This is a genomic window from Klebsiella sp. 64 (assembly GCF_018223915.1).
In the GTDB taxonomy this organism is placed as follows: Bacteria; Pseudomonadota; Gammaproteobacteria; order Enterobacterales; family Enterobacteriaceae; genus Klebsiella; species Klebsiella pneumoniae.
Genome location: NZ_JAGRQZ010000034.1, coordinates 48441 through 73768, shown reverse-complemented (window position 1 = coordinate 73768; position 25328 = coordinate 48441). Strand labels below are relative to the sequence as shown.

General features: G+C 62.0%; 23 protein-coding genes. 10 read left to right on the top strand and 13 right to left on the bottom strand.

Annotated features, from left to right (window positions below; genetic code table 11):
- Positions 1 to 120: 120 nt before the first annotated feature.
- From KHQ23_RS20960 to KHQ23_RS20945, 4 genes are all read left to right on the top strand, one after another.
- On the top strand, positions 121 to 1071 hold the full coding sequence (locus KHQ23_RS20960; RefSeq protein WP_072159393.1) for a LacI family DNA-binding transcriptional regulator: 951 nt from the start codon (positions 121 to 123) through the stop codon (positions 1069 to 1071).
- A 121-nt stretch (positions 1072 to 1192) separates the two neighbouring features.
- Complete coding sequence (locus KHQ23_RS20955; RefSeq protein WP_004178995.1) at positions 1193 to 2002, top strand: inositol monophosphatase; 810 nt, start codon at positions 1193 to 1195, stop codon at positions 2000 to 2002.
- 110 nt (positions 2003 to 2112) lie between these two features.
- On the top strand, positions 2113 to 3471 hold the full coding sequence (locus tag KHQ23_RS20950; protein ID WP_002894151.1) for an MFS transporter: 1359 nt from the start codon (positions 2113 to 2115) through the stop codon (positions 3469 to 3471).
- A gap of 25 nt (positions 3472 to 3496) precedes the next feature.
- A complete protein-coding gene (locus KHQ23_RS20945) occupies positions 3497 to 4765 on the top strand; it encodes a histidine phosphatase family protein (protein WP_032434178.1) in 1269 nt (422 codons plus the stop codon).
- 60 nt (positions 4766 to 4825) lie between these two features.
- On the opposite strand, the gene mtnA is transcribed toward KHQ23_RS20945, so the two are convergent.
- Positions 4826 to 5854, bottom strand: a complete 1029-nt coding sequence (gene mtnA, locus KHQ23_RS20940) for an S-methyl-5-thioribose-1-phosphate isomerase (protein ID WP_004183373.1) — start codon at positions 5852 to 5854, stop codon at positions 4826 to 4828.
- Positions 5855 to 5955: 101 nt separating this feature from the next.
- Here mtnA and mtnK point away from each other — a divergent pair, with 101 nt between their 5' ends.
- Positions 5956 to 7155: an S-methyl-5-thioribose kinase gene (gene mtnK, locus KHQ23_RS20935; protein WP_032434177.1), complete on the top strand. Its 1200-nt coding sequence runs from the start codon at positions 5956 to 5958 to the stop codon at positions 7153 to 7155.
- Positions 7156 to 7368: 213 nt separating this feature from the next.
- On the opposite strand, the gene KHQ23_RS20930 is transcribed toward mtnK, so the two are convergent.
- From KHQ23_RS20930 to KHQ23_RS20915, 4 genes are all read right to left on the bottom strand, one after another.
- Entirely contained in the window at positions 7369 to 8610 is a 1242-nt protein-coding gene (locus KHQ23_RS20930; RefSeq protein WP_073553649.1) for an LVIVD repeat-containing protein, read from the bottom strand.
- Positions 8611 to 8711: 101 nt separating this feature from the next.
- Entirely contained in the window at positions 8712 to 9776 is a 1065-nt protein-coding gene (locus tag KHQ23_RS20925) for a sugar ABC transporter substrate-binding protein (protein WP_002894036.1), read from the bottom strand.
- A gap of 20 nt (positions 9777 to 9796) precedes the next feature.
- A complete protein-coding gene (locus KHQ23_RS20920) occupies positions 9797 to 10795 on the bottom strand; it encodes an ABC transporter permease (protein WP_002894035.1) in 999 nt (332 codons plus the stop codon).
- Positions 10792 to 12294: a sugar ABC transporter ATP-binding protein gene (locus tag KHQ23_RS20915; protein ID WP_004183363.1), complete on the bottom strand. Its 1503-nt coding sequence runs from the start codon at positions 12292 to 12294 to the stop codon at positions 10792 to 10794. The genes KHQ23_RS20920 and KHQ23_RS20915 overlap by 4 nt, the downstream gene beginning before the upstream one ends.
- 163 nt (positions 12295 to 12457) lie before the next feature.
- Here KHQ23_RS20915 and KHQ23_RS20910 point away from each other — a divergent pair, with 163 nt between their 5' ends.
- From KHQ23_RS20910 to KHQ23_RS20895, 4 genes are all read left to right on the top strand, one after another.
- On the top strand, positions 12458 to 13546 hold the full coding sequence (locus KHQ23_RS20910) for an oxidoreductase (RefSeq protein ID WP_032419233.1): 1089 nt from the start codon (positions 12458 to 12460) through the stop codon (positions 13544 to 13546).
- A 57-nt stretch (positions 13547 to 13603) separates the two neighbouring features.
- Complete coding sequence (locus KHQ23_RS20905; protein ID WP_004183359.1) at positions 13604 to 14347, top strand: SDR family NAD(P)-dependent oxidoreductase; 744 nt, start codon at positions 13604 to 13606, stop codon at positions 14345 to 14347.
- Between the two features lie 183 nt (positions 14348 to 14530).
- On the top strand, positions 14531 to 14833 hold the full coding sequence (locus KHQ23_RS20900; RefSeq protein ID WP_004147534.1) for a type II toxin-antitoxin system RelE/ParE family toxin: 303 nt from the start codon (positions 14531 to 14533) through the stop codon (positions 14831 to 14833).
- On the top strand, positions 14808 to 15212 hold the full coding sequence (locus KHQ23_RS20895) for a helix-turn-helix transcriptional regulator (protein WP_004178982.1): 405 nt from the start codon (positions 14808 to 14810) through the stop codon (positions 15210 to 15212). The genes KHQ23_RS20900 and KHQ23_RS20895 overlap by 26 nt, the downstream gene beginning before the upstream one ends.
- Here the strand turns inward: KHQ23_RS20895 and KHQ23_RS20890 are convergent.
- The 7 genes from KHQ23_RS20890 to entC form a co-directional block, all read right to left on the bottom strand.
- Positions 15209 to 15406 carry a YbdD/YjiX family protein gene (locus tag KHQ23_RS20890; RefSeq protein ID WP_002893903.1) on the bottom strand — a complete coding sequence of 66 codons (198 nt, stop codon included), beginning with the start codon at positions 15404 to 15406 and terminating at the stop codon, positions 15209 to 15211. The two genes, KHQ23_RS20895 and KHQ23_RS20890, sit on opposite strands and share 4 nt — an antisense overlap.
- Positions 15407 to 15510: 104 nt before the next feature.
- Entirely contained in the window at positions 15511 to 17616 is a 2106-nt protein-coding gene (gene cstA / locus KHQ23_RS20885; RefSeq protein WP_012737624.1) for a pyruvate/proton symporter CstA, read from the bottom strand.
- 355 nt (positions 17617 to 17971) lie between these two features.
- Complete coding sequence (gene entH / locus KHQ23_RS20880; protein ID WP_002893892.1) at positions 17972 to 18385, bottom strand: proofreading thioesterase EntH; 414 nt, start codon at positions 18383 to 18385, stop codon at positions 17972 to 17974.
- Positions 18386 to 19132 carry a 2,3-dihydro-2,3-dihydroxybenzoate dehydrogenase EntA gene (entA, locus tag KHQ23_RS20875; protein WP_024622880.1) on the bottom strand — a complete coding sequence of 249 codons (747 nt, stop codon included), beginning with the start codon at positions 19130 to 19132 and terminating at the stop codon, positions 18386 to 18388.
- Between the two features lie 8 nt (positions 19133 to 19140).
- Positions 19141 to 19992, bottom strand: coding sequence for an enterobactin biosynthesis bifunctional isochorismatase/aryl carrier protein EntB (entB, locus tag KHQ23_RS20870; protein WP_020324582.1), 852 nt, complete (start codon positions 19990 to 19992; stop codon positions 19141 to 19143).
- Positions 19993 to 20005: 13 nt separating this feature from the next.
- Positions 20006 to 21613 (bottom strand): (2,3-dihydroxybenzoyl)adenylate synthase EntE, encoded by a 1608-nt coding sequence (gene entE, locus KHQ23_RS20865; RefSeq protein ID WP_019705365.1) that lies wholly within the window; start codon positions 21611 to 21613, stop codon positions 20006 to 20008.
- A gap of 9 nt (positions 21614 to 21622) precedes the next feature.
- Positions 21623 to 22798, bottom strand: coding sequence for an isochorismate synthase EntC (gene entC, locus KHQ23_RS20860; protein WP_004176916.1), 1176 nt, complete (start codon positions 22796 to 22798; stop codon positions 21623 to 21625).
- A 188-nt stretch (positions 22799 to 22986) separates the two neighbouring features.
- Between entC and fepB the strand changes: the two genes are divergently transcribed.
- Entirely contained in the window at positions 22987 to 23946 is a 960-nt protein-coding gene (gene fepB, locus KHQ23_RS20855; protein WP_004147526.1) for a Fe2+-enterobactin ABC transporter substrate-binding protein, read from the top strand.
- A gap of 124 nt (positions 23947 to 24070) precedes the next feature.
- Here fepB and entS read toward each other — a convergent pair whose 3' ends face one another.
- Positions 24071 to 25312: an enterobactin transporter EntS gene (gene entS / locus KHQ23_RS20850; RefSeq protein ID WP_004147525.1), complete on the bottom strand. Its 1242-nt coding sequence runs from the start codon at positions 25310 to 25312 to the stop codon at positions 24071 to 24073.
- Between the last annotated feature and the right edge of the window lie 16 nt (positions 25313 to 25328).

Below are 25328 nucleotides of genomic sequence, written 5' to 3'. Positions count from 1 at the left end.
CTTTCTGTGATACCTTTTCAGGCAGTGTGCGTGACCGACGCCCGCCCGGGCGTCGGCCTCCTGGAAAACAGACGGCGCGAAACGACGATGAGCGATAAAAAATGGATTAAGGCCGAGGACGTGGCCAGACTGGCCGGGGTCTCGCGCTCGGCGGTCTCCCGCACCTTCACCCCCGGCGCCTCGGTGTCGGAGAAGACCCGGCAGAAGGTGCTGAGCGCCGCGGAAGCCCTGGGCTATCAGGTGAATATCATCGCCCGGACGATGATCACCGGCAGCAGTAATTTTATCGGCATCGTCACCGCCGGTTTCGACAACCCGTTTCGCAGCAAACTGCTGGCGCCGCTGGTCCATCAGCTGGCGCTCAATGGCTTTATGCCGCTGCTGATGAACGCTGACGATCCGCAGCAGCTCGCCCCCTCGCTTAAACAACTGCTGAGCTATCACGTCGCCGGGGTGATCATCACCTCCGGCGCGCCGCCGCTGTCGCTGGCGGAAGAGTATCTGGCGCGCAAGATCCCCGTCACCCTGATCAACCGCCATGCGGACCTCGCCGGCTGCGACCGGGTGTGCAGCGATAACGCCCAGGGAGCGAAGCTGGTGGCGGATCTGTTCAGCCGCCGAGGCTGGCGGCAGGTTGGCTTTATTGGCGAAAATCGCGAGAACTTCAGCACCCGCCAGCGCTATGAGGCTTTTATCGCCCGGACGTCGGATATGGCGGTGAGCAGCCGCTTCTGCGACAGCGGCGGCTATCAAGCCGGCTACCAGGCTGCCAGAGAATTGGTTGCTGAAAACCCCGGGATGCAGGCGCTGTTTTGCGCCACCGATATGCTGGCGCTGGGCGCCCAGGACGGCCTGCGGGACGCCGCCGCCCCGCTGCCGGCCATCGTCGGCTTTGACGATATCCCGCAGGCGGACTGGCAGCCCTATCAGCTCACCACCGTTCAGCAGAATACCGCCCTGCTGGCCCACCACGCGGTGGATTTGTTAATGACGCGGATCGCCCGCTTCAGCCTGCCCTCGCGCCATCGCGAAGTGCCGGTGAAACTAATCATTCGTCATAGTGCGAAATGAAAAAATCATTTTATGCTGGAGCGATCACAGAATCTTCTGCGAAACCCGGCCACACTCATTCGGCCCTTCGGGGCTGTTTTTTTCACGCAAAATGCACACGTGTGCAAAATAGGGAGTCACTATGCAATCTCAGGAATCAGAAGCGCTACAGGCCCGCTACCGTCTGGCCTGCGAGCTGGCGAAAGCGGGGGCTGAGCTGGCGTTTGAATACTATCAACAGCGCGAGGCGCTGACCGTCGACCATAAGGGCGACGACCTGCAGGATGTGGTCAGCGTGGCCGATAAGCGGGTGGAGGCCTTTGTCAAACAGCGCATTCAGAGCGCGTTTCCGGAGGATGGTTTTCTCGGCGAAGAGAGCGGCGCCCGCCTGCCCGACGCGCGAGTGCTGTGGGTGGTCGACCCCATCGATGGCACCAGCTGTTTCCTCAACGGCCTGCACACCTGGTGCCTGTCGCTGGCGATCGTCGCCGACGGCGAACCGGTCATCGGCGTGGTCTACGACCCCAACCATCGCGAGCTGTTTCACGCCCTGCGGGGCCATGGCGCCTGGCTCAACGACGCTCCGATCCGTCCGCACCCCGCGACGACGGTCAAAGAGGGCGTGATGGGCGTCGGCACCTCGCATCGCGTCACCCCGGCGGACTTTCTGCCGTTTCTGCAGGCGCTGCTCAGCGACGGCGGCATGTTTATCCGCAACGGCTCCGGGGCGTTGATGAGCGCCTGGGCGGCGGCGGGCCGGTTGATTGGCTACTACGAGCCGCACATGAACCCGTGGGACGCCCTGCCGGGGCTGGTGCTGATGCGCGAAGCGGGCGGCGCCAGCAACGATTTTCTGGCGCAGGAGGGGATCCAGCGCGGCAATCCGCTGCTGCTGGCCAGCCAGACGCTCTACCCGCAGCTGAAAAAGATGATCCCACAACCATTACATTAACCCTTACGGGTCAGGCTATTTCTGATTATGTACTCTACACAGTAACGATAACTTCATTCACGGACGAACCACATCAATCAGTCAGGCCTCCGACCTGCGGAGAACCACCTATGTCTGGAATTATCGCTTTTTTCCGGGCGTCGCCGCCGAAAGCGGGCGCCGCGTTTGATGAACACCGTTTTCGCCGGGTGCGCTGGCAAACCTTTATCGCCATGACCCTGGCCTACGTCACCTTTTACGTCTGCCGGTTATCCTTCACCGTCGCCAAAAGCGCGCTGGTGGAGCTGGGGATCACCCCGACGGAGCTCGGCATGATCGGCTCTACCCTGTTCTTCAGCTACGCCATCGGCAAACTGGTCAATGGTTTTATCGCCGATCACGCCAACGTGGTGCGCTATATGAGCCTCGGTTTATTGCTCAGCGCCGGGATGAACCTGATGATGGGGATGACCACCAACGCCCTGCTGCTGGCCATCTTCTGGGGGATCAACGGCTGGGCGCAGTCGATGGGCGTCGGCCCCTGCGCGGTCTCGCTGGCGCGCTGGTACGGCGTTAAGGAGCGCGGCACCTTCTATGGCATCTGGTCGACGGCGCATAATATCGGCGAGGCGGTGACCTATATGGTGATCGCCGCGGTGATCGCCGGGTTTGGCTGGCAGATGGGCTACCTGTCCACCGCCGCGCTCGGCGCCGCCGGCGTGGTGCTGCTGGTGCTGTTCATGCACGATTCGCCGCAGAGCAGCGGCTTCCCGTCCATCAACGTCATCCGCGATGAACCGCAGGAGGAGGTCGAAGCCCGCGGCTCGGTGTTTAAAAACCAGCTGCTGGCGCTGCGTAACCCGGCGCTGTGGACCCTCGCCCTCGCCTCCGCCTTTATGTACATCGACCGCTACGCCGTCAACTCCTGGGGGATCTTCTTTCTCGAGCAGGATAAAGCTTATTCCACCCTGGAGGCGTCCGGGATTATCGGCGTCAACGCTATCGCCGGCATCGCCGGGACCATCATCGCCGGCATGCTCTCCGACCGCTTTTTCCCGCGCAACCGCAGCGTGATGGCCGGATTCATCAGCCTGCTGAACACCGCCGGCTTCGCCCTGATGCTCTGGTCGCCGCACAATTACTACACTGATATTCTGGCGATGATTATCTTCGGGGCCACCATTGGCGCTCTGACCTGCTTCCTTGGCGGGCTGATCGCCGTCGATATCTCTTCGCGCAAGGCCGCCGGGGCCGCGCTCGGCACCATCGGCATCGCCAGCTACGCCGGCGCCGGCCTGGGCGAGTTTCTCACCGGGATCATTATTGATAAAACGGCTATCCTTGAAAACGGCAAAACGCTGTATGATTTCAGCACGTTGGCGCTGTTCTGGGTGGGTACCGGTCTGGGTTCCGCGCTACTCTGTTTTACCACTGCCGCCATCGTCGCCCGGCGCCATGCCGTCGAACGGCAGACCTCGTTCTCCTCATAACCGATTAACGAATAAGGAAGAAGATATGATGCCTGCAAGACATCAGGGGCTGTTACGCCTGTTTATCGCCTGCGCGCTGCCGCTGCTGGCGCTGCAATCTGCCGCCGCCGCGGACTGGCAGCTGGAGAAAGTGGTCGAGCTCAGCCGCCACGGTATTCGTCCGCCGACGGCCGGCAACCGGGAAGCCATCGAGGCCGCCACCGGCCGACCGTGGACCGAGTGGACCACCCATGACGGGGAGCTCACCGGCCATGGCTATGCCGCCATGGTCAACAAAGGGCGTGCGGAAGGCCAGCATTACCGCCAGCTCGGCCTGCTGCAGGCCGGATGCCCGACGGCGGAGTCGATATACGTGCGCGCCAGCCCGCTGCAGCGTACGCGAGCGACCGCCCAGGCGCTGGTGGATGGCGCCTTCCCCGGCTGCGGCGTCGCTATCCATTATGTCAGCGGGGATGCCGATCCCCTGTTTCAGACCGACAAGTTCGCCGCCACGCAAACCGACCCCGCCCGCCAGCTGGCGGCGGTGAAAGAGAAGGCCGGGGATCTGGCGCAGCGTCGGCAGGCGCTGGCGCCGACCATCCAGCTATTGAAACAGGCGGTTTGTCAGGCCGATAAGCCCTGCCCGATCTTCGATACCCCGTGGCAGGTCGAGCAGAGCAAAAGTGGGAAGACCACCATTAGCGGACTGAGCGTGATGGCCAATATGGTGGAGACGCTGCGTCTCGGCTGGAGTGAAAACCTGCCTCTCAGCCAGCTGGCGTGGGGCAAGATCACCCAGGCCAGGCAGATCACCGCCCTGCTGCCGCTGTTAACGGAAAACTACGATCTGAGTAACGATGTGTTGTATACCGCGCAAAAACGCGGGTCGGTGCTGCTCAACGCTATGCTCGACGGCGTCAAACCGGAGGCGAATCCGAACGTACGCTGGCTGCTGCTGGTGGCCCATGACACCAATATCGCCATGGTGCGCACGCTGATGAACTTTAGCTGGCAGCTGCCGGGCTACAGCCGGGGAAATATCCCGCCGGGCAGTAGCCTGGTGCTGGAGCGCTGGCGCAACGCGAAGAGCGGAGAACGCTATCTGCGGGTCTATTTCCAGGCCCAGGGCCTCGACGACCTGCGTCGTCTGCAGACGCCGGACGCGCAGCACCCGATGCTGCGTCAGGAGTGGCGTCAGCCGGGCTGCCGTCAGACCGACGTCGGTACGCTGTGTCCCTTCCAGGCGGCTATTACCGCCCTCGGTCAGCGTATCGACCGATCATCCGCCCCGGCGGTAGCCATGGTCCTGCCGTAGCGGCGCGGTGTTTGTCCGGGCCCGGGAAAACCTTTTTTTCCAGGCCCGGCACGACGTCCGTTATCCGTTGTCCGGCGCAAACGCCCCGGCGGCGACCTGCGCCGGGGTGACCACCCCGCTGTCCAGCACCCAGCCGCTTATCAGCCCAGCAGGCGTGACGTCGAACGCCGGATTGTAAACGGCGGCCCCCGTCGGCGCCCACTGTACCGCGCCGAAGCTGCCCGCCACTCCGGTCACTTCCGCCGCCGCGCGCTGCTCAATGGGGATCGCCGCCCCGTTCGGGCAATGGCGGTCGAGGGTGGTCTGCGGGGCAGCGACGTAAAACGGGATCTGGTGATAATGGGCCAAAACCGCCAGAGAATAGGTGCCGATTTTATTCGCCACGTCGCCGTTGGCGGCGATACGGTCGGCGCCGACCCACACCGCATCCACCTGCCCCTGCGCCATCAGGCTGGCGGCCATTGAATCGGCGATCAGCTGATAGGGCACGCCCAGCTCGCCCAGCTCCCAGGCGGTTAAACGACCGCCCTGCAGCAGCGGCCGGGTTTCATCAACCCATACGTTGGTCACTTTTCCCTGCCGGTGCGCCAGCGCGATAACGCCGAGGGCGGTCCCTACCCCGGCGGTCGCCAGGCCACCGGTGTTGCAGTGGGTCAGCAGTCGACTGCCGGGCTTCACCAGCGCACTGCCCGCCTCAGCGATGCGGTCGCACAGCTGTTTATCTTCTTCGACCAGACGCAAGGCTTCCGCTTCCAGCGCCTGCGGGTAATCCTCCCGGGCCAGCGCCTGCTTCATGCGATCCAGATTATTCATCAGGTTGACCGCCGTCGGCCGCGCCGCGCGCAGCGTCTCCAGCGCCTGCTGGAGTGCATCCCGGTTCAGGCCGCGCTGGGCCAGCAGGGCCAGCAGCAGGCTGGCGGACAGGCCAATCAGCGGCGCGCCGCGCACCCGCAGGGTATGAATATGGTCCACCAGCAGCGCAACGTTATCCGCCGCCAGCCAGCGTTTTTCCTGCGGCAAGGCCTGCTGGTCGAGAATAAAAAGCTGATTTTCACTCACCCGCAGGCTGGTGGTCTGTAATGTCTGCATGTCGTTAAATCCCTGTTGCGTTGTTGTATCACATTGTGTCAGGATGGAATCCAGAAGTATAGACGTCTGAACGGCTTAATCAGAATTCGAGGATCGAGGCAATGTCGCAATACCATACCTTCACCGCCCACGATGCCGTGGCTTACGCGCAACAGTTCGCCGGCATCGACAACCCATCTGAGCTGGTCAGCGCGCAGGAAGTGGGCGATGGCAACCTCAATCTGGTGTTTAAAGTGTTCGATCGTCAGGGCGTCAGCCGGGCGATCGTCAAACAGGCCCTGCCCTACGTGCGCTGCGTCGGCGAATCCTGGCCGCTGACCCTCGACCGCGCCCGTCTCGAAGCGCAGACCCTGGTCGCCCACTATCAGCACAGCCCGCAGCACACGGTAAAAATCCATCACTTTGATCCCGAGCTGGCGGTGATGGTGATGGAAGATCTTTCCGACCACCGCATCTGGCGCGGAGAGCTTATCGCTAACGTCTACTATCCCCAGGCGGCCCGCCAGCTTGGCGACTATCTGGCGCAGGTGCTGTTTCACACCAGCGATTTCTACCTCCATCCCCACGAGAAAAAGGCGCAGGTGGCGCAGTTTATTAACCCGGCGATGTGCGAGATCACCGAGGATCTGTTCTTTAACGACCCGTATCAGATCCACGAGCGCAATAACTACCCGGCGGAGCTGGAGGCCGATGTCGCCGCTCTGCGCGACGACGCTCAGCTTAAGCTGGCGGTGGCGGCGCTGAAGCACCGTTTCTTTGCCCATGCGGAAGCGCTGCTGCACGGCGATATCCACAGCGGGTCGATCTTCGTTGCCGAAGGCAGCCTGAAGGCCATCGACGCCGAGTTCGGCTACTTCGGCCCCATTGGCTTCGATATCGGCAACGCCATCGGCAACCTGCTGCTGAACTACTGCGGCCTGCCGGGCCAGCTCGGCATTCGCGATGCCGCCGCCGCGCGCGAGCAGCGGCTGAACGACATCCACCAGCTGTGGACCACCTTTGCCGAGCGCTTCCAGGCGCTGGCGGCGGAGAAAACCCGCGACGCGGCGCTGGCTTACCCCGGCTACGCCTCCGCCTTTCTGAAAAAGGTGTGGGCGGACGCGGTCGGCTTCTGCGGCAGCGAACTGATCCGCCGCAGCGTCGGACTGTCGCACGTCGCGGATATCGACACTATCCAGGACGACGCCATGCGTCATGAGTGCCTGCGCCACGCCATTACCCTGGGCAGAGCGCTGATCGTGCTGGCCGAGCGTATCGACAGCGTCGACGAGCTGCTGGCGCGGGTACGCCAGTACAGCTGAGTGCGCCTGTTTCCCTCACCCCAACCCTCTCCCACAGGGAGAGGGAGCAACCCCTAAAAAAGTGCTATTTTCGGGGATTGCCCGGCGGCGCTGCGCTTGCCGGGCCTACAAATAGCCGCATAACGGTTTGATCTTGCACTCTTTCGTAGGCCGGGTAAGGCGAAAGCCGCCACCCGGCAGACATCCGAGTACAATTTTGCGTTTACCTTACCCTCACCCCAGATACTCAATCACCGATAGCCCGCCGTTGTAATCGGTGCTGTAGATAATGCCTTGCGCATCGACAAACACGTCACAGGACTGGATCACCCGCGGGCGGCCGGGACGGGTATCCATCATTCTCTCAGGCGCAGCCGGCACCAGCGCCCCGGTCTCCAGCGGACGATACGGGTTGGAGATATCGTAAGCCCGCACGCCGGCATTCTGATACGTGGCAAAAATCAGCGTTGAGCTGACAAAGCTGCCGGGACGATTCTCATGCAGGTTGTGCGGACCGAAATGCGCCCCTTTCGCCACATAATCCGCTTCATCCGGCGGCGGGAAGGTGGCGATGCTCACCGGGTTGGTTGGCTCGCGGATATCAAACAGCCAGATCAGCTTCTCGCCGTCCTCCTGGTTGTCGAGCACCGCTTCATCCAGCACCACCAGCAGGTCACGATCCGGCAGCGGCAGCGCGGTATGCGTTCCGCCGCCGAACGGCGGGCTCCAGTTGCGATGACTAATCAGCCTCGGCTGGGTACGGTCTTTGACATCCAGCAGCGTCAGGCCGCCGTCGCGCCAGCTGCCGTAGGCGGTATCCCCGGCAATAATGGCGTGATGCAGCGCATAGCGTTTGCCCTGCGGCCAGTCCGGTGTTTCACCGCCCGCCTGGTGCATCCCCGGCAGCCACCAGCGCCCGGCTACTTCGGGCTTACGCGGATCGGCCAGATCGATGGTCAGGAAGATGTAGTCGGTAAAACCGTCGATCAGCGCGGACACATACGCCCAGCGCCCGCCGACGTACCAGATGCGGTGAATACCGATGCCGTTAAGCGACAGGAAACTGATTTCCCGCGGCTGCGCGGGAGTGGAAATATCAAAGATGCGCAGCCCGGCGCTCCAGCCCCTGTCCTGCACATCGCTGACCGTGTCACCCACCGAGCGGGTGTAGTACACCTTCTCATCAGCAAAACGGGCGTCAGCAAACAGATCCCGGGCGTTGATCACCAGCAGCAGATCGTCATGCGCCTGGAGATGCACGTTCCAGGTGCCCGGCGGCGCGGCAATATAGTTGACGGTGGTGGGCCGGGTAGGATCGCGAACATCGACCACGGAAAAACCCTGCGACACCATATGGCCGATATAGGTGAATCCGCGGTGCACCATCAGCTGCACGCCGTCCGGACGACCGCCCTGATCGCTATGGCCAATCAGCCGCATATTGCGGCTGTATTCGGGGGAAGGTAATGCTGACATAGGGGATCCCTCTCGCCCGGTGGCATGGTTTTCCCCCTCTCCCTGCGGAGAGGGCCGGGGCGAGGGCACCAGGCCGCCGTCCACCGCCACCCGGCTTGATTTTATTTGTTTTTCGCTTCCAGCGTCGCGAACCACGGCGCGATAAAGTCTTCGGTCTGGCCCCAGCCAGGGATAATTTTCCCCAGCGACGCCACGTTTACCGCTCCCGGCTGGGCCGCCAGCAGCGCCTGGGGAATCGCTGCCGCCTTGAAGTCGTAGGTGGCTGGCGTCGGCTCGCCGGCGATCTTGTTGGCGATCAGCCGCACGTTGGTCGCGCCGATAAGCTTCGGATCCACCGCCACGCTCACCTTCCACGGGCTGCCGGCTTCGCGCATCAGCTGCAAATCCTGGTTGGAAATATCAATGCTGTAGAGTTTGATCTCGGTGCGGCCGTTCTCTTTCAGCGCTTTATAGGCTCCCTGGCTAAAGGCATCCCAGGTGCCCCAGATCGCGTCAATTTTTCCTTTCGGATACTTGGCGAGGATCGCCCCCACCTTGTTGGCAGTGTCGCCCTGCACATCGGATGACACGGCGCCGATCGACTCCAGCTCTTTAATCCCCGGGTTTTGCTTCAGCAGCGTCTGGTAAGCCGCCTGACGGCGCTCCATCGGCGGGAAGCCCGCCACCCACAGCTTGACGATGTTGGCCTTGCCGTTGAAATCTTTCACCAGCTGGCCAAAAGAGAGCTCGGTCAGTGAGGCATCATCCTGCTGGCTGACCGTCACCCCGGGGATCTCACCGCTTACCGCGGTATCGAACACCGCCACTTTGATCCCGGCGTCCACCGCCTTCTTCACCAGGGCGGTGGAATACGGGTCACGCCCCTGGGAGAGAATAATGCCATCGTATTTCTGGCTGATGGCCTGGTTGACGAAGTCCTGGAATTTGGCGTCATCGCCGTTGCTCAGGAAGGTGCTGATTTTGAAACCGAGCTTTTTGCCTTCCTGCAACGCCCCGGCGACAAACTGGGTGGTGTTATCGTCAGACCCGAGGTTGCGGATCACGGCAATGCGGATCGGGCCGTTGTGTTCGGCAATCGCCGCCGGCACCGGCGTCGGGGCGGTGGCCAGCGCCGCCGTCGACTGCAGCAGACCCAGCGTCATCAGAGAGAGTGCGATCTTTTTCATGCGGTTTACCCTGTAAAATGTTAAGTACGGCGCTGAAAATAGGTCAGTGCCAGCGCGCCAGCCAGCACCAACCCTTTAATAATGTCCATCGCGTAATACGGCACCGAGAGCATCACCAGCCCGTTGGAGAGCACGCCGAGGATCACCGCCCCCACCAGCGTCCCCAGGGCGTTCGGTTTACCGGAGCCCGCCAGCGAAAAGCCGATCCAGGCCGCGGCCACCGCGTCCATCAGATAGCCGCCGCCGGCGTTGACCTGCGAAGAGCCGATGCGCGAGGCCAGCAGAATGCCGCCCAGCCCGGCCAGCAGCGAGGCAATCACGTATGCTGCGACTTTGTAACGCGTGATCCGCAGGCCGGAGAGCCGCGCCGCCTCCGGGTTGCCGCCGATGGCGTACATCCGCCGTCCGTGGGTGGTGAACGACAGCGCCAGCTGGGCGACCAGCGTCACCACCAGCATGATAATGACGATGGTCGGCACCTGCCCCAGCGCGCCAAAGGCCGCCGGGATAGTACCCTCCGCCATCTCGCCGCTCGGCAGAACCATGTTTTCGGTAATCGACCCACCGTAGCTGTAGGTCATTGCCACGCCCTGAATCACAAACAGGCTGGCCAGGGTGGCGAGCATGTCAGGAATGCGCAGCACCACGATCAGAAAGGCGTTAAACAGCCCCACCAGGGTGCAGAGCGCGAGGGTTATCAGAATCGCTTCGGTGGTCCCCAGGCCATGCCAGACAAACAGGGAAATCACCAGCGCGTTAGCCAGCGATGCCGTCGATCCCACTGACAGATCGAAGCCGCCGATGGTGAGGGAAATCGACACCCCAATGGCAATCACCGTCACGATGGCAATCGAGCGCAGAATGTTGATGATGTTGAACGGATCAAGGAAGTTGTCCGAGGCGAGGCCAAAGACCGCCACCAGCAGCACCACGGTCAGCAACATGCCCCACTTATAGAGAAAATCAAAAAATCGCTGACGGCCCGATACCGTCGCGTTTACTGCCAGGGCCTTGCTCACGCTGCCGCTCCTCCGGTTGAATAATAAAGCAGTGTCTCTTCCCGGGCTTCCGCGCCGGGGATCTCCGCTACGATCCGTCCGTCCCACAGTACGCAGATGCGGTCGCATAAACCGACCAGCTCGGCGAATTCACCCGAGGCATAAATCACCCCTTTGCCTTCCCGCGCCAGACCATCGATCAGCATGAACAGATCGGTTTTCGCTTTCACATCGACCCCTTTGGTCGGTTCGTCAAAAATCAAAACGTTGGCATCACCGCGCAGCCATTTGCCAATGGCCACCTTCTGCTGGTTGCCGCCAGAAAGACGGCGCAGCGTCTGACCGGGACCGGTAGCGCGCACGCCGAGGCGGGCAATCACCTCCTCCGCCCAGCGCCAGGCCTGCCGATGGCCAAACAGGCTCCAGCGCGAAAAGCTGTTATCGGCGCTGACCGCCAGGTTCATCGCGATCGGCTCTTCAATGAAAATGCCCTCTTTGCGTCGCTCCTCCGGGACCAGAGCCAGGCCGCGCCCCACCGAGTCGGCCGGATCGCGCGGTCGCCACGGCTGGCCGTTCAGCTCGCCACGCTGCACCCGGCTTTTGCTGGCGCCGAACAGCGCTTTGCACAGCTCGGTTTTGCCCGCGCCGGCCAGCCCGGCGATACCCAGAATTTCCCCCTTCCGCAGGCGCAGCGAAATATCCTGCAGCAACGCCTCATCATGCAGACCGTCAACCTGCAACAGCACCTCTTCGCCGTGCGGCGGGCGCGGCGGCGGGAAGATATCGCTCAGCTCGTGGCCCAGCATCTTTTCGACGATCTGTTCGCCGCTCAGCGGCCCCATCGGGCCGCTCTCAATCAGCCGCCCGTCGCGCAGCACCGTCAGGGTGTCGCAGATCGCCTTCAGCTCATGGATACGATGCGAAATAAACACCACCCCGATCCCCTGATGCTGCAGACGGCGTACTACCGCAAACAGACGCTCACTTTCATGCTGATCCAACGGCGCGGTGGGTTCATCGAGGATCAAAAAGCGGCAATGGTGCGACAGGGCGCGGGCCAGCAGGATTTGCTGTTTTTCGGCGAGCGTGCAGCTGTCAATGGAGCGCCGGACGTCCAGCGCCACATCCAGCTGCGCCAGCGCCTCGCGCGCCAGCTGCCGAACCCGCGACCAGCGGAAGGTCATGCCCGGCTCCGCCAGCCTGTCCAGCATAATGTTTTCCGCAATGCTCAGGCCCGGCACCAGCGCCACGTCCACCTCCTGCTGCACCAGGTGGATCCCCAGCTGTTTAGCATCCCGCGGCGAACGAATGGTGACCGGCAGGTTGTTGATCGTCACTTCGCCCTCATAGTGGGCGTGGGTGCCGCACAGCACGGCCATCAGCGTCGACTTACCCGCGCCGTTGGCCCCGGTCAGGGCATGCACCGACCCGCCATGGAGGGTAAAGTCCACCTTGTTCAGCGCCTGAAAGCCGGAGAAGGCCAGGCTAATGTTATGCATCTCAAGGCGATTCGCGCTCATCACTGCTCCCGTGCGGCAATTAATCTTCTGATTTAACGAATTTTTCATAGCCGCCGCTGGCTGACAACTGCGTAAAAAGCATAAGATACAACGAAATAATATTAGCCATCTGGATGTCCAGACATAACATCAGGTTAGCCCAACACCCATAAGGACAGCTTCCATGAGCAACAGCGATATCCGCGTCGTGCCCGGCCCGGCCAACTATTTCTCCCATCCTGGCAGCCTTGAGCGGCTGAGCGATTTTTTTAACGCCGACCAGCTCTCGCGAGCGGTGTGGGTCTATGGCGAGCGCGCTCTGGCCGGCGCCGAACCTTTTCTGCCGGCGGCCTTCCACCTGCCGGAGGCGAAAAAGATCCGCTTTACCGGCCACTGCAGCGAACGCGACGTGGCGGGGCTGGTGCAGGCCTCCGGTGACGATCGGGCGGTAGTGATTGGCGTCGGCGGCGGCGCGCTGCTCGACAGCGCGAAAGTGCTGGCCCGCCGCCTGGGGGTACCGCTGGTGGCCATCCCGACTATCGCCGCCACCTGCGCGGCGTGGACGCCGCTGTCGGTGTGGTATAGCGACGCCGGACAGGCCCTGAATTTTGAGCTCTTCGATGACGCCAACTTTCTGGTGCTGGTCGAACCGCGCATTATTCTCAACGCCCCGGCGGAGTACCTGCTGGCGGGCATTGGCGACACCTTAGCCAAATGGTATGAGGCCGTGGTGCTGGCGCCGCAGCCGGAGGCGCTGCCGCTCACCGTGCGGCTGGGGATTAACGGCGCGCAGGCGATCCGCGATGTGCTGCTGGCCAGCAGCGAAACGGCGCTGGCGGACCAGCGCCGCGGCGATCTGACCCAGGCGTTTCGCGATGTGGTGGAGGCGATTATCGCCGGCGGCGGGATGGTTGGCGGGCTGGGGGAACGTTACACCCGGGTCGCCGCCGCCCATGCGGTGCACAACGGACTGACGGTGCTGCCGCAGACGGATAAATTCCTCCACGGTACCAAAGTGGCCTACGGCATTCTGGTACAGAGCGCCCTGCTTGGTCAGGACGATGTGCTGGCGCAGTTAGTGCAGGCGTATCAGCGCTTTAACCTGCCGACCACCCTGGCGGCGCTGGAAGTCGATATCAATAACCGCGCAGAGCTGGACCGGGTCATTGCCCATACCCTGCGCCCGGGCGAGTCGATTCACTATTTACCGGTGACGTTAACCCCTGAGGTTCTGCGCGCGGCGTTTGAGAAGGTGGAATACTTCAGCCGTTAATCACCCCGACCGTCTATACCTAATGATGATGCTCACCACTCTCGCAACGAGGTCATCATGCAGATCGATTTAACAGGTAAGAAGGCGCTGGTTACCGGCGCCAGCCGTGGGTTGGGTCGCGCCATCGCGCTGTCGCTGGCGCGCGCCGGCGCCGATGTGGTTATTACGTATGAAAAATCGGCCGATAAAGCCCAGGCGGTCGCCGATGAAATAAAGGCGCTGGGTCGGTACGGCGAAGCGGTACAGGCCGACAGCGCCAGCGCGCAGGCGATTCAGGAGGCGGTAACCCATGCGGCCCGGTCCCTCGGCGGGCTGGACATTCTGGTCAACAACGCCGGAATAGCCCGCGGCGGTCCACTGGAATCCATGACGCTGGCGGACATTGACGCGCTTATCAACGTCAATATCCGTGGGGTGGTCATCGCCACCCAGGAAGCGCTGGTGCATATGGCCGATGGCGGACGGATCATCAATATCGGCAGCTGTCTGGCTAACCGCGTGGCCATGCCGGGCATCTCGGTTTACGCCATGACCAAGTCCGCCCTCAACGCCCTGACCCGTGGCCTGGCGCGTGATTTAGGCCCTCGCGGGATCACCGTTAACCTTGTCCATCCAGGGCCGACCAACAGCGATATGAACCCGGAAGACGGAGAACAGGCGGAAGCCCAGCGCCAGATGATTGCGGTCGGCCACTACGGCCAGCCGGAAGACATCGCCGCGGCGGTCACCTTCCTCGCCAGCCCGGCCGCCGGGCAGATCTCCGGTACGGGGCTGGACGTGGATGGCGGATTGAACGCCTGATCGCACATTTTCTGCAAGCCTCTGTCGCCCGGCAGAGGCCTTTCCGCGCCGCCTCGACGGGTTGCGTTTTGCCTCTTACCTGCGTTTTTTCTCCGCTCTACAGTACCCCATAAGAAATTCGGAATTTATCTAATAGTCTTATTATTTCCTTATATTTTGTGTGGGCGTACAGTGGAGGTACGGATGAAAATTGTCTGGTCAAAAACGGCAGATAAGCAATTTTCTAAAATCGATACTCGGTATAAGAGCCGCATTAAATCCAGGCTGGAGAAGATGGATGATAAAGCTTCACCTATCTCGGATATCAAAAAATTGTCCTCTCCCGAAAACCACTACCGGCTGCGATTAGGTGATTACAGAGTCATCTACACCTTTGGGGATCCGCCGGGCGATACCTGCTACGTCGTGGCGGTTAAACGCCGAACCACCACCACCTACCTTCATGAGGAACATACCGAATATGACTATTCAGTACATCAAGGATGAAGAAGGAAAAGACCAGTATGTCGTCATTCCTTACAGCGATTACTTTCGTATGCGCCTGGCTCTGCTGGAGTACGACGACGAGGATGAAAGCGAATGGGAAGATATTCCTTATGAATCAGATATCTATGATGACGTCATGCTGCCGGGCGAAGTATGCGACGTGATGCATAAAGAAAACGTCAGCCTGCAGGCCGCGTGGCGCATCCTGCGCGGGATGTCCCAGCAGGAGGTAGCCGAAAAGCTTGGCATCAGCCAGTCCGCGGTGTCACAGCTGGAAGCGCTGGACTCCCGTCCGCAAAAGCGCACCCGCGAGAAGCTGGCGGCGATTTACGGCTGTACTCAGGAGCAGATCAGCCTCTATCTGCCGAAAGAGGGTTAACAGCACTTCGCCCCGCCCTTGCCGCCGTAGCGCGCGTCCTGGCGTTCGCGAAAGAACTCTTCATAAGTCATCGGCGTCTGATCCGGGTGGGTTATTCGCATGTGCTCGACGTAGTTATCGTAATCCGGCACGCCGATCATCATCTTCGCCGCCTGGCCCAGGTACTTACCTGCTTTGGAAAGGGTGTCAAACATAAGTCATTTCTCTTTTGTATCCCTCACCCCGAGCCTCTCCCAAAGGGAGAGGGAGGATCGGAAATGTAGGCCGGGTAAGGCGAAGCCGCCACCCGGCACACCGGTTAATGCGCGCGCTTCGCCTGCGCGGTTATAGTTTGCGCATCGGCGGGCATCGCCTGGTACGGTGTCTCTTTCGCCGTCGGTTTATCCTCTTTCAGCGCCGCCAGCGCGGTTTTAATCGAGAACAGCGCCAGCACCACCACCACAATCATAAAGAAGATGGTCAGCCCGGCATCGAGACGGTTGTTAAACACCAGCTGCGCCAGCTGTGATTCGGTATATTGCGGCGGAATGTTGCCGCTGTCGATCATCGCCTGGAATTTATTAGCGATCGCCAGGAAACCAACTTTGGTGTCCGGGCTAAACGACTTCTGCCAGCCGGCGGTCAACGTACAGATCAGCAACCAGCTGGTCGGCAGCAGCGCCACCCACGCGTAGCGCTGGCGTTTCATCTTGAACAGGACCACCGCGCAGAGCATCAGCGCCATCCCCGCCAGCATCTGGTTGGCAATACCGAACAGCGGCCATAGGGTGTTAATCCCGCCCAGCGGATCGACCACCCCCTGATGCAGGAAGTAGCCCCACGCCAGCACGCACAGCGCGGTCGCCAGCAGGTTGGCCGGTAGCGAGCTGGTTTTTTTCAGCCCCGGGCTAATCACGCCCAGCAGATCCTGCAGCATAAAGCGCGCCGCGCGGGTGCCGGCGTCAACCGCCGTCAGGATAAACAGCGCCTCAAACAGAATGGCGAAGTGGTACCAGAACGAGACATCCATCAGTCCGCCCAGCGAGCCGTGCAGGATGTAGGCCATCCCCACCGCCAGCGTTGGCGCGCCGCCGGCGCGGGAGATAATCGACTGTTCGCCGACCTCGCTGGCGATTTGATGCAGCGTATCAGGCGTAATGCTAAAGCCCCAGCCGCTCACCACCTGCGCTGCCGAGGCGACGACATCGGTGGTACCCGCCGGCGCCAGCACCGCCATCGGGCTGTTCATCGCGAAGTAGACGCCCGGATCGATAATACAGGCCGCCACCAGCGCCATAATAGCGACGAAGGATTCCATCAACATGCCGCCGTAGCCGATAAAGCAGGCCTGGCTTTCGTTGGCCAACATTTTCGGCGTGGTGCCGGAGGAGATCAGCGCGTGGAAGCCGGAGACCGCGCCGCAGGCGATGGTGATAAACAGGAACGGGAACAGGTTGCCGGTCCATACCGGGCCGGTACCATCGACGAACTTGGTCAGCGCCGGCATCGTCAGGGTCGGGCGCATAATCAGGATGCCAATCGCCAGCCCCACGATGGTGCCGATTTTCAGGAAGGTGGAGAGATAATCGCGCGGGGCCAGCAGCAGCCAGACCGGCAGTACCGCAGCCACAAATCCGTAGCCCACCAGTATCCAGGTCAGCTGTACGCCGGTGTAATCAAACCACGGCGCCCAGGTCGGGCTTTCCGCCACCCAGCCGCCGGAGATGATGGCGAACACCAGCATCACCAGGCCTATCACCGACACCTCGCCGATGCGTCCCGGACGCAGATAGCGGATGTAGATGCCCATAAAGATCGCCAGAGGAATGGTAAAGGCGACGGTGTATGTCCCCCACGGACTGTGGGTCAGCGCTTTCACCACAATCATCGCCAGGACCGCGAGGATGATCACCATGATCATAAAGCAGGCCACCAGCGCCAGGACGCCAGCGGTCGGTCCCATCTCCTCTTTAACCAGTTCGCCAAGCGAACGGCCATCGCGGCGGGTCGAAACAAACAGCACCATAAAGTCCTGTACCGCCCCAGCCAGCACCACGCCGGCGAGGATCCAGATCATCCCCGGCAGGTAGCCCATCTGCGCGGCGAGCACCGGGCCCACCAGCGGCCCCGCGCCGGCAATGGCGGCAAAATGGTGACCGAACAGCACTTTTTTGTCGGTTGGAACGTAGTCGAGGCCATCGTTATGCCGCACCGCGGGCGTCATCCGCGTCGGGTCAACGCCGAGCACGGTTTTAGCGATATACAGGCCGTAGAAACGATACGCGATCAAATAAACGCAGACCGCGGCGACGACAATCCACAGCGCGTTTATCTGCTCACCCCGGTTTAAAGCGATATAGCCGAGGGCGAAGGCTCCGATGACGGAGAGCAGCGCCCAGATAAGGTATTTCCCTGAATTATTCATTGTTGTGGTCCACCGGTAGGGTAATCAGGATGTTACATTTTGTTTCTAGATCACAACGCAGAATTTAACAACACCGAAACATCGCAGATGCCGTACACCCACAGAGATTTGTCTCACATTGCTAGCGAGATCACTTAAGGCAGGAAAATGAATGAAAGGGTTACCGTGAACGGTGCCGTTTTTTTGTCGGGTGGCGGCTAACGCCTTACCCGACCTACAGATCCGTAGTCCTGCTAAGCGCAATGCGAGCAGGGAAACTCCCGGATGGCGGCGCGCTGCGCCTTATCCGGGCTACCCCATTGCGCCGATACGTAGCCCGGCTAAGCGTAGCGCAAGCCGGGGAAACAGCGGCTTCTTAGCCCAGCACCGCGGTGCCCAGACGACAGGTGCAACAGCGCCGCCCCTTCTCGTCATACACCACAATCTCCCAGCTCTGGCTCTGGCGACCAAGATGCAGCGGACGGCACTCGCCGCGCACTTTCCCGCTGGAGACGGCCCGGTGATGGCTTGCGTTAAGCTCAGTCCCGACGACGCACTGCCCTTCTTCGGTCATCAGCCAACCGGCCATCGAGCCCAGCGTCTCCGCCAGCGCCGCGGAAGCGCCGCCGTGCAGCAGGCCAAACGGCTGATGCGTGCGCGCATCCACCGGCATCTCCGCCTCCAGCAGCCCCTCTTCCAGTCGGGTGTAGATGATGCCAAGATGCGCCACCATGGTATTTTCGCTGCTGGCGTTCAGCGCCGCCAGCGTAAGCTCTCGCTTCCAGGCCATTTACGCCCCCAGCGTCGAGCCGCCATCAACCACGATATCCTGCAGGGTGATATGGCTGGCGTGAGAAGAGGCGAGGAACAGAATGGTATTGGCGATCTCCTGCGGGCGGGCGATTTTACCCAGCGGGATGCCGAGCTTAAACTGCTCGCCGAAGCCGCGGATCCGCTGCTGCTCTGCATCGTCGCTGACCCACAGGGTGCGCTGCATATCGGTATCGGTGGAGCCCGGCGACACCAGATTACAGCGCACCCCGCTGCCCGCCAGCTCAAGGCCGACGGTCAGCGCCAGGCTTTTCAGCGCCGCCTTCGAGGCGCCATAGGCGCTCATGCCGATGCGCGGCGTGTGCGCGGCATCGGAGGCGACGGTGACGATCGCCCCGCCCCGCTGGCGACGGAACTGGGCCATCGTCTGCTGAAACAGATTAAACGCGCCGCCGACGTTGACCGCGAAGGTCTGCTGCCAGTCTTCCGCGCTCAGCTGGTCGGTAGCGCCCATGCGCAGGATCCCGGCGGCGTTCACCAGCACATCTAAACGCTCGGTGTTCGCCAACAGCCGGCTGCATGCCTCGCGTACCTGGTCGGCATCGGCGACGTCCAGCGTTTCGGTGGCAAACGGGTAGCTTTCGCCGTCAAAGGCGAGGTCGAACCCGGTGACGTTAGCCCCGGCCTCGACGAAAGCCAGCGCGGTGGCATAGCCAATCCCTTTACCTGCGCCGGTCACCCACACGGTCTGACCGCGAAAATCCAGCGCCGCCATTAGTGCACCTCGCGGGAGAGCAGCGCCCACCAGGCGTCGATGGTCGGGTTTTTCGCCAGCATCACGAAGTCGATATCGCCGTGCACTTTGCGCCAGCGGGCGGCCAGGGCCATCATCCGCACCGAATCCAGACCGTAGTCGATTAGGTTTTCATCATCCAACGGTTCATCGGATTCGTCGAGCAGCGGCAGAATTAGCTCACGCAGCGCCGCTTTGGAGGCTGGGAGCGGCAGCAGCTCTTCGGTCATCACCACGCGGCCGGAGCGGCCGGCGACGTATTTCAGCGCCATCAGGTGCTCTTCACGGCTGAAATCTGCCAGCGCGTCGGCGACAAAGAACGGTTTGATATCGCGCATGAAAGCATCGGTGGCGGTGGTCATGCAGCCGATATGGGCGTAAACGCCGGTGATGATCAGCTGGTCGCGACCGGTCTCTTTCAGCATCTCCTCCAGCGGCGAGCGATGAAACGCGCTGTAGCGCCATTTCACCAGCACGGTATCGTCTTCATCCGGCGCCAGCGCGGCAATCACCTGCTGCTGCTCCGGCGAGCGGGTCAGACCCGGCCCCCACATATCATTCAGCAGGGCGCGGTCTTCATCGCTCTGCTCTTTCGGCTGGGCAGTGTAGTACACCGGAATGCCGTTCTGTTTGCAGAAGTCGCGCAGGGCGGCGATATTAGCCACCACTTTCTCCATCATCGCGCTGTTTTCGCCCCAGAAGTTGAGGAAATACTCCTGCATATCGTGGATCAGCAGCGCGGCGCGCGACGGCTCAAAGGCCCAGTTGACCTTGTTCGCCGGGATATCGCTGGCTTCCGGCAGCGCATATGCCTGTAATTTAGGGATTGCCATTCTCTGTTCTCCTTCAGCCCAGCTTGCCTTCGGCCAGCCACTGACGTAATTGTTTTTTATCGACTTTGCCCACCGGCGTCAGCGGCAGCGCGGCAACGCACTCCACGCGGTCCGGCAGTTTAAATTCCGCCACCCCCTGCTCGCGCAGGAAGCGGCGCACGGCGACGGCGCGCAGCGGCGAGGTCACCACCAGATAAGCGCAGCTTTTCTCGCCCAGCAGATTGTCTTCGATGCTGACCAGCGCGGCGTGGATCACCGCCTCATGGCGCAGCAGCAGGTTTTCGATCTCTTCAGCGGCGATCTTCTCGCCGCCGCGGTTGATCTGATCTTTTTCCCGGCCCTGGACGGTGATATACCCGTCTTCGTCGATCGAAATCAGATCGCCGGAGCAATAAAACCCCTCGGCGTCAAAGGCTTCCGCGTTATGCTGCGGGCTGTTGTAGTAGCCGCGGAAAGTGTACGGCCCGCGGGTCATCAGGCGGCCCACTTCGCCGCGCGGCAGCGGGTTGCCGTCGGCATCCGCTACCCACACTTCATCGTCCGGGCACATCGGACAGCCCTGGGTATTGATGATCCGCTCCGGGCTATCGTTAAGGCGGGTGTAATTCACCAGCCCCTCCGCCATGCCGAACACCTGCTGCAGCTGGCAGCCGATTTCCGCCGGAATGCGCGCGGCGAGGGTCGCTGACAGGCGCGCGCCGCCGACCTGCAACAGCTGCAGCGATTGCAACTGGGCGTTGCTGCCCCATTCGTGAATCGCCTGCAGCCACAGGCTGACCGCCGGCGGCACCAGCGAGGCAACGTTGATCTGATGTTGTTCAATCAGCGGGAAACAGAGCGTGGCGCTCGGGTCGGCGGCGAGGATCACCCGCCCGCCGGCGAGGAAAACGCCGAGCGAACCCGGGGAACTCATCGCATAGTTATGCGCCGCCGGCAGCGCGTTGAGGTAGCGCGTTTCAGCGTTAATCCCACAGATCTCGTTGCTGCGGCGGATACTGTAGTCGTAATCGTTATGGGTGCGTGGGATAAGCTTCGGCGTCCCGGTGCTGCCGCCGGAGAGCTGGAAAAAGGCCACTTCGTCGGCAGGGGTTGGATTGGCGATAAAGTTATCCGCCGGGCGGTTAATCTCCGTCGCCAGATCGCGCTCGCCGCCGTCGTTACGCAACAGTGCGACGCGCAGGGAAGGATGTTCCGCGATAAACGCGTGGAGAAAGCTATCGTCAGCAAACAGAGCGTGCTCGCGATCGGCAATCAGCAGCGCCGGTTTAATCTGCGCGGCGTAGGCGTTAAGTTCGCTGCGCTGGTGGCTGAACAAAGCGTTCACTGGCGCGACGCCGATGCGCAGCAGCGCAAAGAAGGTCATGTAAAACTCGGCGACATTGCCCAACTGCACCAGCGCGGTCTCCCCGCGCTTCAGTCCCTGGCGCTGCAGCGAGCAGGCGAGGTTGTCCACCAGCTGGTTAAACTGGCGGTAGCTAATCTGCCGCTCGCCATCGATAATCGCCACGGCGTCATTGTCCGCGTGACGGGTGATCAGATTGGTTAACGGCAGATCCTGCCAGTAGCCTTTTTGACGATAGCGGGCCGCAAACTCTTCCGGCCAACGGGTAAATGCAATCATCCTTGCCTCTTAGTTCAAGCCAAATACGTTAAGCATGGTGGTCAGTTTGACGCCGGTTTCGCGCCATTCGCCCAGCGGCGAGGAGGCCGGAACAATGCCCGCGCCGGCAAACAGGCGCAGCGTACGCTGCTGCAGACGCGCGCAGCGGATAGTCACCACCCACTCGCCGTTGCCTTCGTCATCGCACCAGCCGACGATGCCGCCGAACAGCTGGCGATCGAAGGGTTCCAGTTCAGCAATCAGGCGCTTCGCCGCCTGATGCGGGAAACCGCTCAGCGCCGGCGTCGGGTGCAGCAGACAGGCCAGCGACATGGCGTTTTCTTCCGCCAGCGCGGTGCCTGCGATCGGCGTCGCCAGATGCCAGAGCGTCGGGGTGGTAATCAGCTGCGGCGACTCCGGTAGCGACAGCTGACTGCTGCGCGGGCCCAGCACGCTCTTCATCGCCTGGGTCACCAGCTCGTGCTCGTGGCGATCTTTGCCGGAGGCCAACAGCCTGTTGCCTGCTTCCCGGTCCAGCACATCGTCCGGCTGGCGACGGGCGGAGCCGGCCAGCGGCAGAGAGCTGAAGTGCTGTCCTTCTTTACGCAGCAGCAGCTCCGGGCTGGCGCCCAGCAGCACGCCGCCGTCGGAGAGCGGCACGTGGAAGTTAAAGCTGGCGGGGTTCTGGGCGATCAGTCGCTCCATCAGCGCGCCGCTGTCGACGCGGTCGCGGGTGGTAATATCGATAAGCCTTGATAGCACCACTTTGTCGACTTCCGGGGTGGCGGTCAGCGCGGCGGCGCGTTCCACCATGGCTAAAAACGCGTCCTGCTCCGGGATCTCCCGACGCTCCACCACCTCCATCGCCTCCAGCGGCGCGGCATAGCGGGCGGAACGCTGCTTTTCCGGGCGAGAGAACGCTTCCCAGCGCTCGGGGATATAGAGCTCGGAAGGCTGACAGGTGTCGAACGGGATAGCCCCGACCATCACCGGCTTGCGGATCCCCGCCGCCCGGGCCTCGGCAAAGGCGGCCGCCATCTGCTGCTGGAACTCGCCGTTCAGCGCATCGCCGCCAACGGCAGGCTGTGAGAAGCGACGGAAGCAGCCTGAAGTGGTAAAACTGCGGTACGGCGACATAAAGAAGAAGCTGTCCGGCGACAGGGTCCGGGTCGGTTTCTTTACATCCTCAGCCAGTGACGTTTCCATATCATCCTCCAAAAACGATAAAGATATTAAGAATAATTATCATTTATATTTTGGTTGGCTAACCTAAAAGGTATTGCCCGCCATGTCAACCGCGTTACGTCATGGCGCCGCCACTTTGGCTTGCATCCTGTTGACACAAAGTTGAAAATGAGACGCATTTATCACCTTTCAAATCAGGATGCGATGACGTGAACTTCTTTTCTTTCTGCCGCCGCGGTGCGCTGACCGGCATGCTGTTGCTTTTAGGAATTACCTCAGCCCAGGCGGCGGACTGGCCGCGCCAGGTCACCGACAGCTACGGGACGCATACCCTGCCGAGTCAGCCGCTGCGCATTGTCTCCACCAGCGTGACGCTTACCGGTTCGCTGCTGGCGATTGACGCTCCGGTGGTCGCCAGCGGCGCGACCACGCCGAACAACCGCGTCGCCGATAGCCAGGGCTTTCTGCGCCAGTGGAGCGAGGTTGCCAAAGCCCGCAAGCTGGCGCGGCTGTACATCGGCGAACCAAGCGCCGAAGCGGTGGCCGCCCAGATGCCGGATCTGATCCTGGTGAGCGCGACCGGTGGCGACTCCGCCCTGCCGCTGTACGATCAGCTTAAAACCATCGCCCCGACGCTGGTCATCAACTATGACGATAAAAGCTGGCAAACCCTGCTCACCCAGCTGGGGCAGATCACCGGTCATGAACAACAGGCCAGCGCGCGCATTGCCGACTTCAATAAACAGCTCGTTTCGTTAAAAGAAAAAATGAAACTGCCGCCGCAGCCGGTGACCGCCCTGGTCTATACCGCCGCCGCGCACAGCGCCAATATCTGGACGCCGGAATCGGCTCAGGGGCAGATGCTCGAACAGCTGGGCTTTAGCCTGGCGACGCTGCCGGGCGGCCTGCCCGCCAGCCATAGCCAGGGTAAACGCCACGATATCGTGCAGCTGGGCGGGGAGAACCTCGCGGCCGGTCTGAACGGCCAGAGCCTGTTCCTGTTCGCCGGCGACCAGAAAGATGCGGATGCCATCTACGCTAACCCGCTGCTGGCGCATCTCCCGGCGGTCGCAGGCAAACGCGTCTACCCGCTGGGCACCGAGACCTTCCGCCTTGACTACTACAGCGCTCTGCTGGTGCTCCAGCGTCTCTCCAGCCTGTTCGGCTAACGCGGGCTGCGCCATCAGGACGGGCACTCGGCCTGCACACCTTGCCCGGCCTACTGAGCTTGCACCGGCCTGCCGTACCCCAGGCCCGGTAAGGCGCAGCCGCCACCGGGCAATCGCACCCTACTTAACTTTCGTTGACAATTTCCGGGCGCTGGAAACGGCGCAGCTCGCGTAGCAGCCCAACCAGCAGCACACCGACAAGCGCCAGCGCCCAGCCGCTGGCGCTGGCGGATGCCGCCGGCGTCATCACCGCCCCTAAGCCGCCGAGCAGCGCCGCGCCGATGGCGTCGCCGGTGACGTTTTGCGCGGTCCACAGACCGTTAATCCGCCCGAGCATATGTTCCGGCGTCTGGGTCTGAATCAGGGTGTACTGCAGCAGCGAGCTAATAGCGCTCAGCCAGCCAAACAGCGCCAGGCACAGCGCGCCCAATGCCCAGTGCGGCATCAGGCTGAACAGCGCAATGGCGACAAACGATCCCACCGTCGTCGCCAGCATCAGCGCGCCCGGCCGCACCGTCTGGGCCAGTTGGCCGCTGGTCAACGCCCCCAGCGCCGCACCGAGCGGAATAGCGGCGTACAGCAGGCCAATCTGTCCGGCCGACATCTGCCAGCTACCGGCCAGCGCCGGATAGAGCACCCGCACCGCGCTGGCCATGGTCAGCAGACCGCCAAGCAGCGCAATCCCGCCGATAAGCGGGCTCCGGCAGAGGAAGGTCAGCCCCGCCAGCAGGGAGCGCAGCGGATGCTCGCGCGGCTGCGGAGGCGGCGGCAGCTGCGGCAGACGCAGCAGGGTTAAGGTGGTGATAAAGGTCCCCGCCGCCGCCAGGCCGAAGTTCCACGCCACGCCGCCGGTGGCCAGCAGCAGGCCGCCGATCATCGGCGAAATCACCGAGCCAAGGCGCACCGTCAACATGGTGATGGCCCCGGCCTGCATCAGGTTTTCCCGCCCCACCAGCGCCGGGGTCGCCGCCAGCAGCGCGGTCACCCCCAGCGAGGCGAAGAACCCGTCCCAGATCCCCAGCAGGTAGATCGCCGCCAGCGACGGCTCCGGCAGCAGGGCGTTCAGACACAGGCCGACAAAGCCCACGCCGCAGGTGCCGCGCGCCAGCAGGATCAGGCGTTTACGTTCATAGCGGTCAGCCAGCACGCCCCCCACCATCAGACCAACAAACATCGACGCCCCGGTCAGCGTCACCGACAACCCGACCTGCCAGGTCGAATGGGTCATCATCTGGATCTGTACCGGAATGGCCACGCCCAGCAGGCCAAGCGACAGAATAGAGATAAAGCGAGCGATAAAAACGGCGCGAAACGCCGGGTGAGTTTTCAGCAGGCTGAGATTGAGCAGCCAGGATTGTCGGTTCATTACAGCGCCTTGTCGT

Coding starts and splice junctions, on each gene's coding strand:
- KHQ23_RS20955 (WP_004178995.1), top strand. CDS start 1,193: ATGCAATCTCAGGAATCAGAAGCGCTACAGGCCCGCTACCGTCTGGCC.
- KHQ23_RS20950 (WP_002894151.1), top strand. CDS start 2,113: ATGTCTGGAATTATCGCTTTTTTCCGGGCGTCGCCGCCGAAAGCGGGC.
- KHQ23_RS20945 (WP_032434178.1), top strand. CDS start 3,497: ATGATGCCTGCAAGACATCAGGGGCTGTTACGCCTGTTTATCGCCTGC.
- mtnA (WP_004183373.1), bottom strand. CDS start 5,854: ATGCAGACATTACAGACCACCAGCCTGCGGGTGAGTGAAAATCAGCTT.
- mtnK (WP_032434177.1), top strand. CDS start 5,956: ATGTCGCAATACCATACCTTCACCGCCCACGATGCCGTGGCTTACGCG.
- KHQ23_RS20930 (WP_073553649.1), bottom strand. CDS start 8,610: ATGTCAGCATTACCTTCCCCCGAATACAGCCGCAATATGCGGCTGATT.
- KHQ23_RS20925 (WP_002894036.1), bottom strand. CDS start 9,776: ATGAAAAAGATCGCACTCTCTCTGATGACGCTGGGTCTGCTGCAGTCG.
- KHQ23_RS20915 (WP_004183363.1), bottom strand. CDS start 12,294: ATGAGCGCGAATCGCCTTGAGATGCATAACATTAGCCTGGCCTTCTCC.
- KHQ23_RS20910 (WP_032419233.1), top strand. CDS start 12,458: ATGAGCAACAGCGATATCCGCGTCGTGCCCGGCCCGGCCAACTATTTC.
- KHQ23_RS20905 (WP_004183359.1), top strand. CDS start 13,604: ATGCAGATCGATTTAACAGGTAAGAAGGCGCTGGTTACCGGCGCCAGC.
- KHQ23_RS20900 (WP_004147534.1), top strand. CDS start 14,531: ATGAAAATTGTCTGGTCAAAAACGGCAGATAAGCAATTTTCTAAAATC.
- KHQ23_RS20895 (WP_004178982.1), top strand. CDS start 14,808: ATGACTATTCAGTACATCAAGGATGAAGAAGGAAAAGACCAGTATGTC.
- KHQ23_RS20890 (WP_002893903.1), bottom strand. CDS start 15,406: ATGTTTGACACCCTTTCCAAAGCAGGTAAGTACCTGGGCCAGGCGGCG.
- cstA (WP_012737624.1), bottom strand. CDS start 17,616: ATGAATAATTCAGGGAAATACCTTATCTGGGCGCTGCTCTCCGTCATC.
- entH (WP_002893892.1), bottom strand. CDS start 18,385: ATGGCCTGGAAGCGAGAGCTTACGCTGGCGGCGCTGAACGCCAGCAGC.
- entB (WP_020324582.1), bottom strand. CDS start 19,992: ATGGCAATCCCTAAATTACAGGCATATGCGCTGCCGGAAGCCAGCGAT.
- entE (WP_019705365.1), bottom strand. CDS start 21,613: ATGATTGCATTTACCCGTTGGCCGGAAGAGTTTGCGGCCCGCTATCGT.
- entC (WP_004176916.1), bottom strand. CDS start 22,798: ATGGAAACGTCACTGGCTGAGGATGTAAAGAAACCGACCCGGACCCTG.
- entS (WP_004147525.1), bottom strand. CDS start 25,312: ATGAACCGACAATCCTGGCTGCTCAATCTCAGCCTGCTGAAAACTCAC.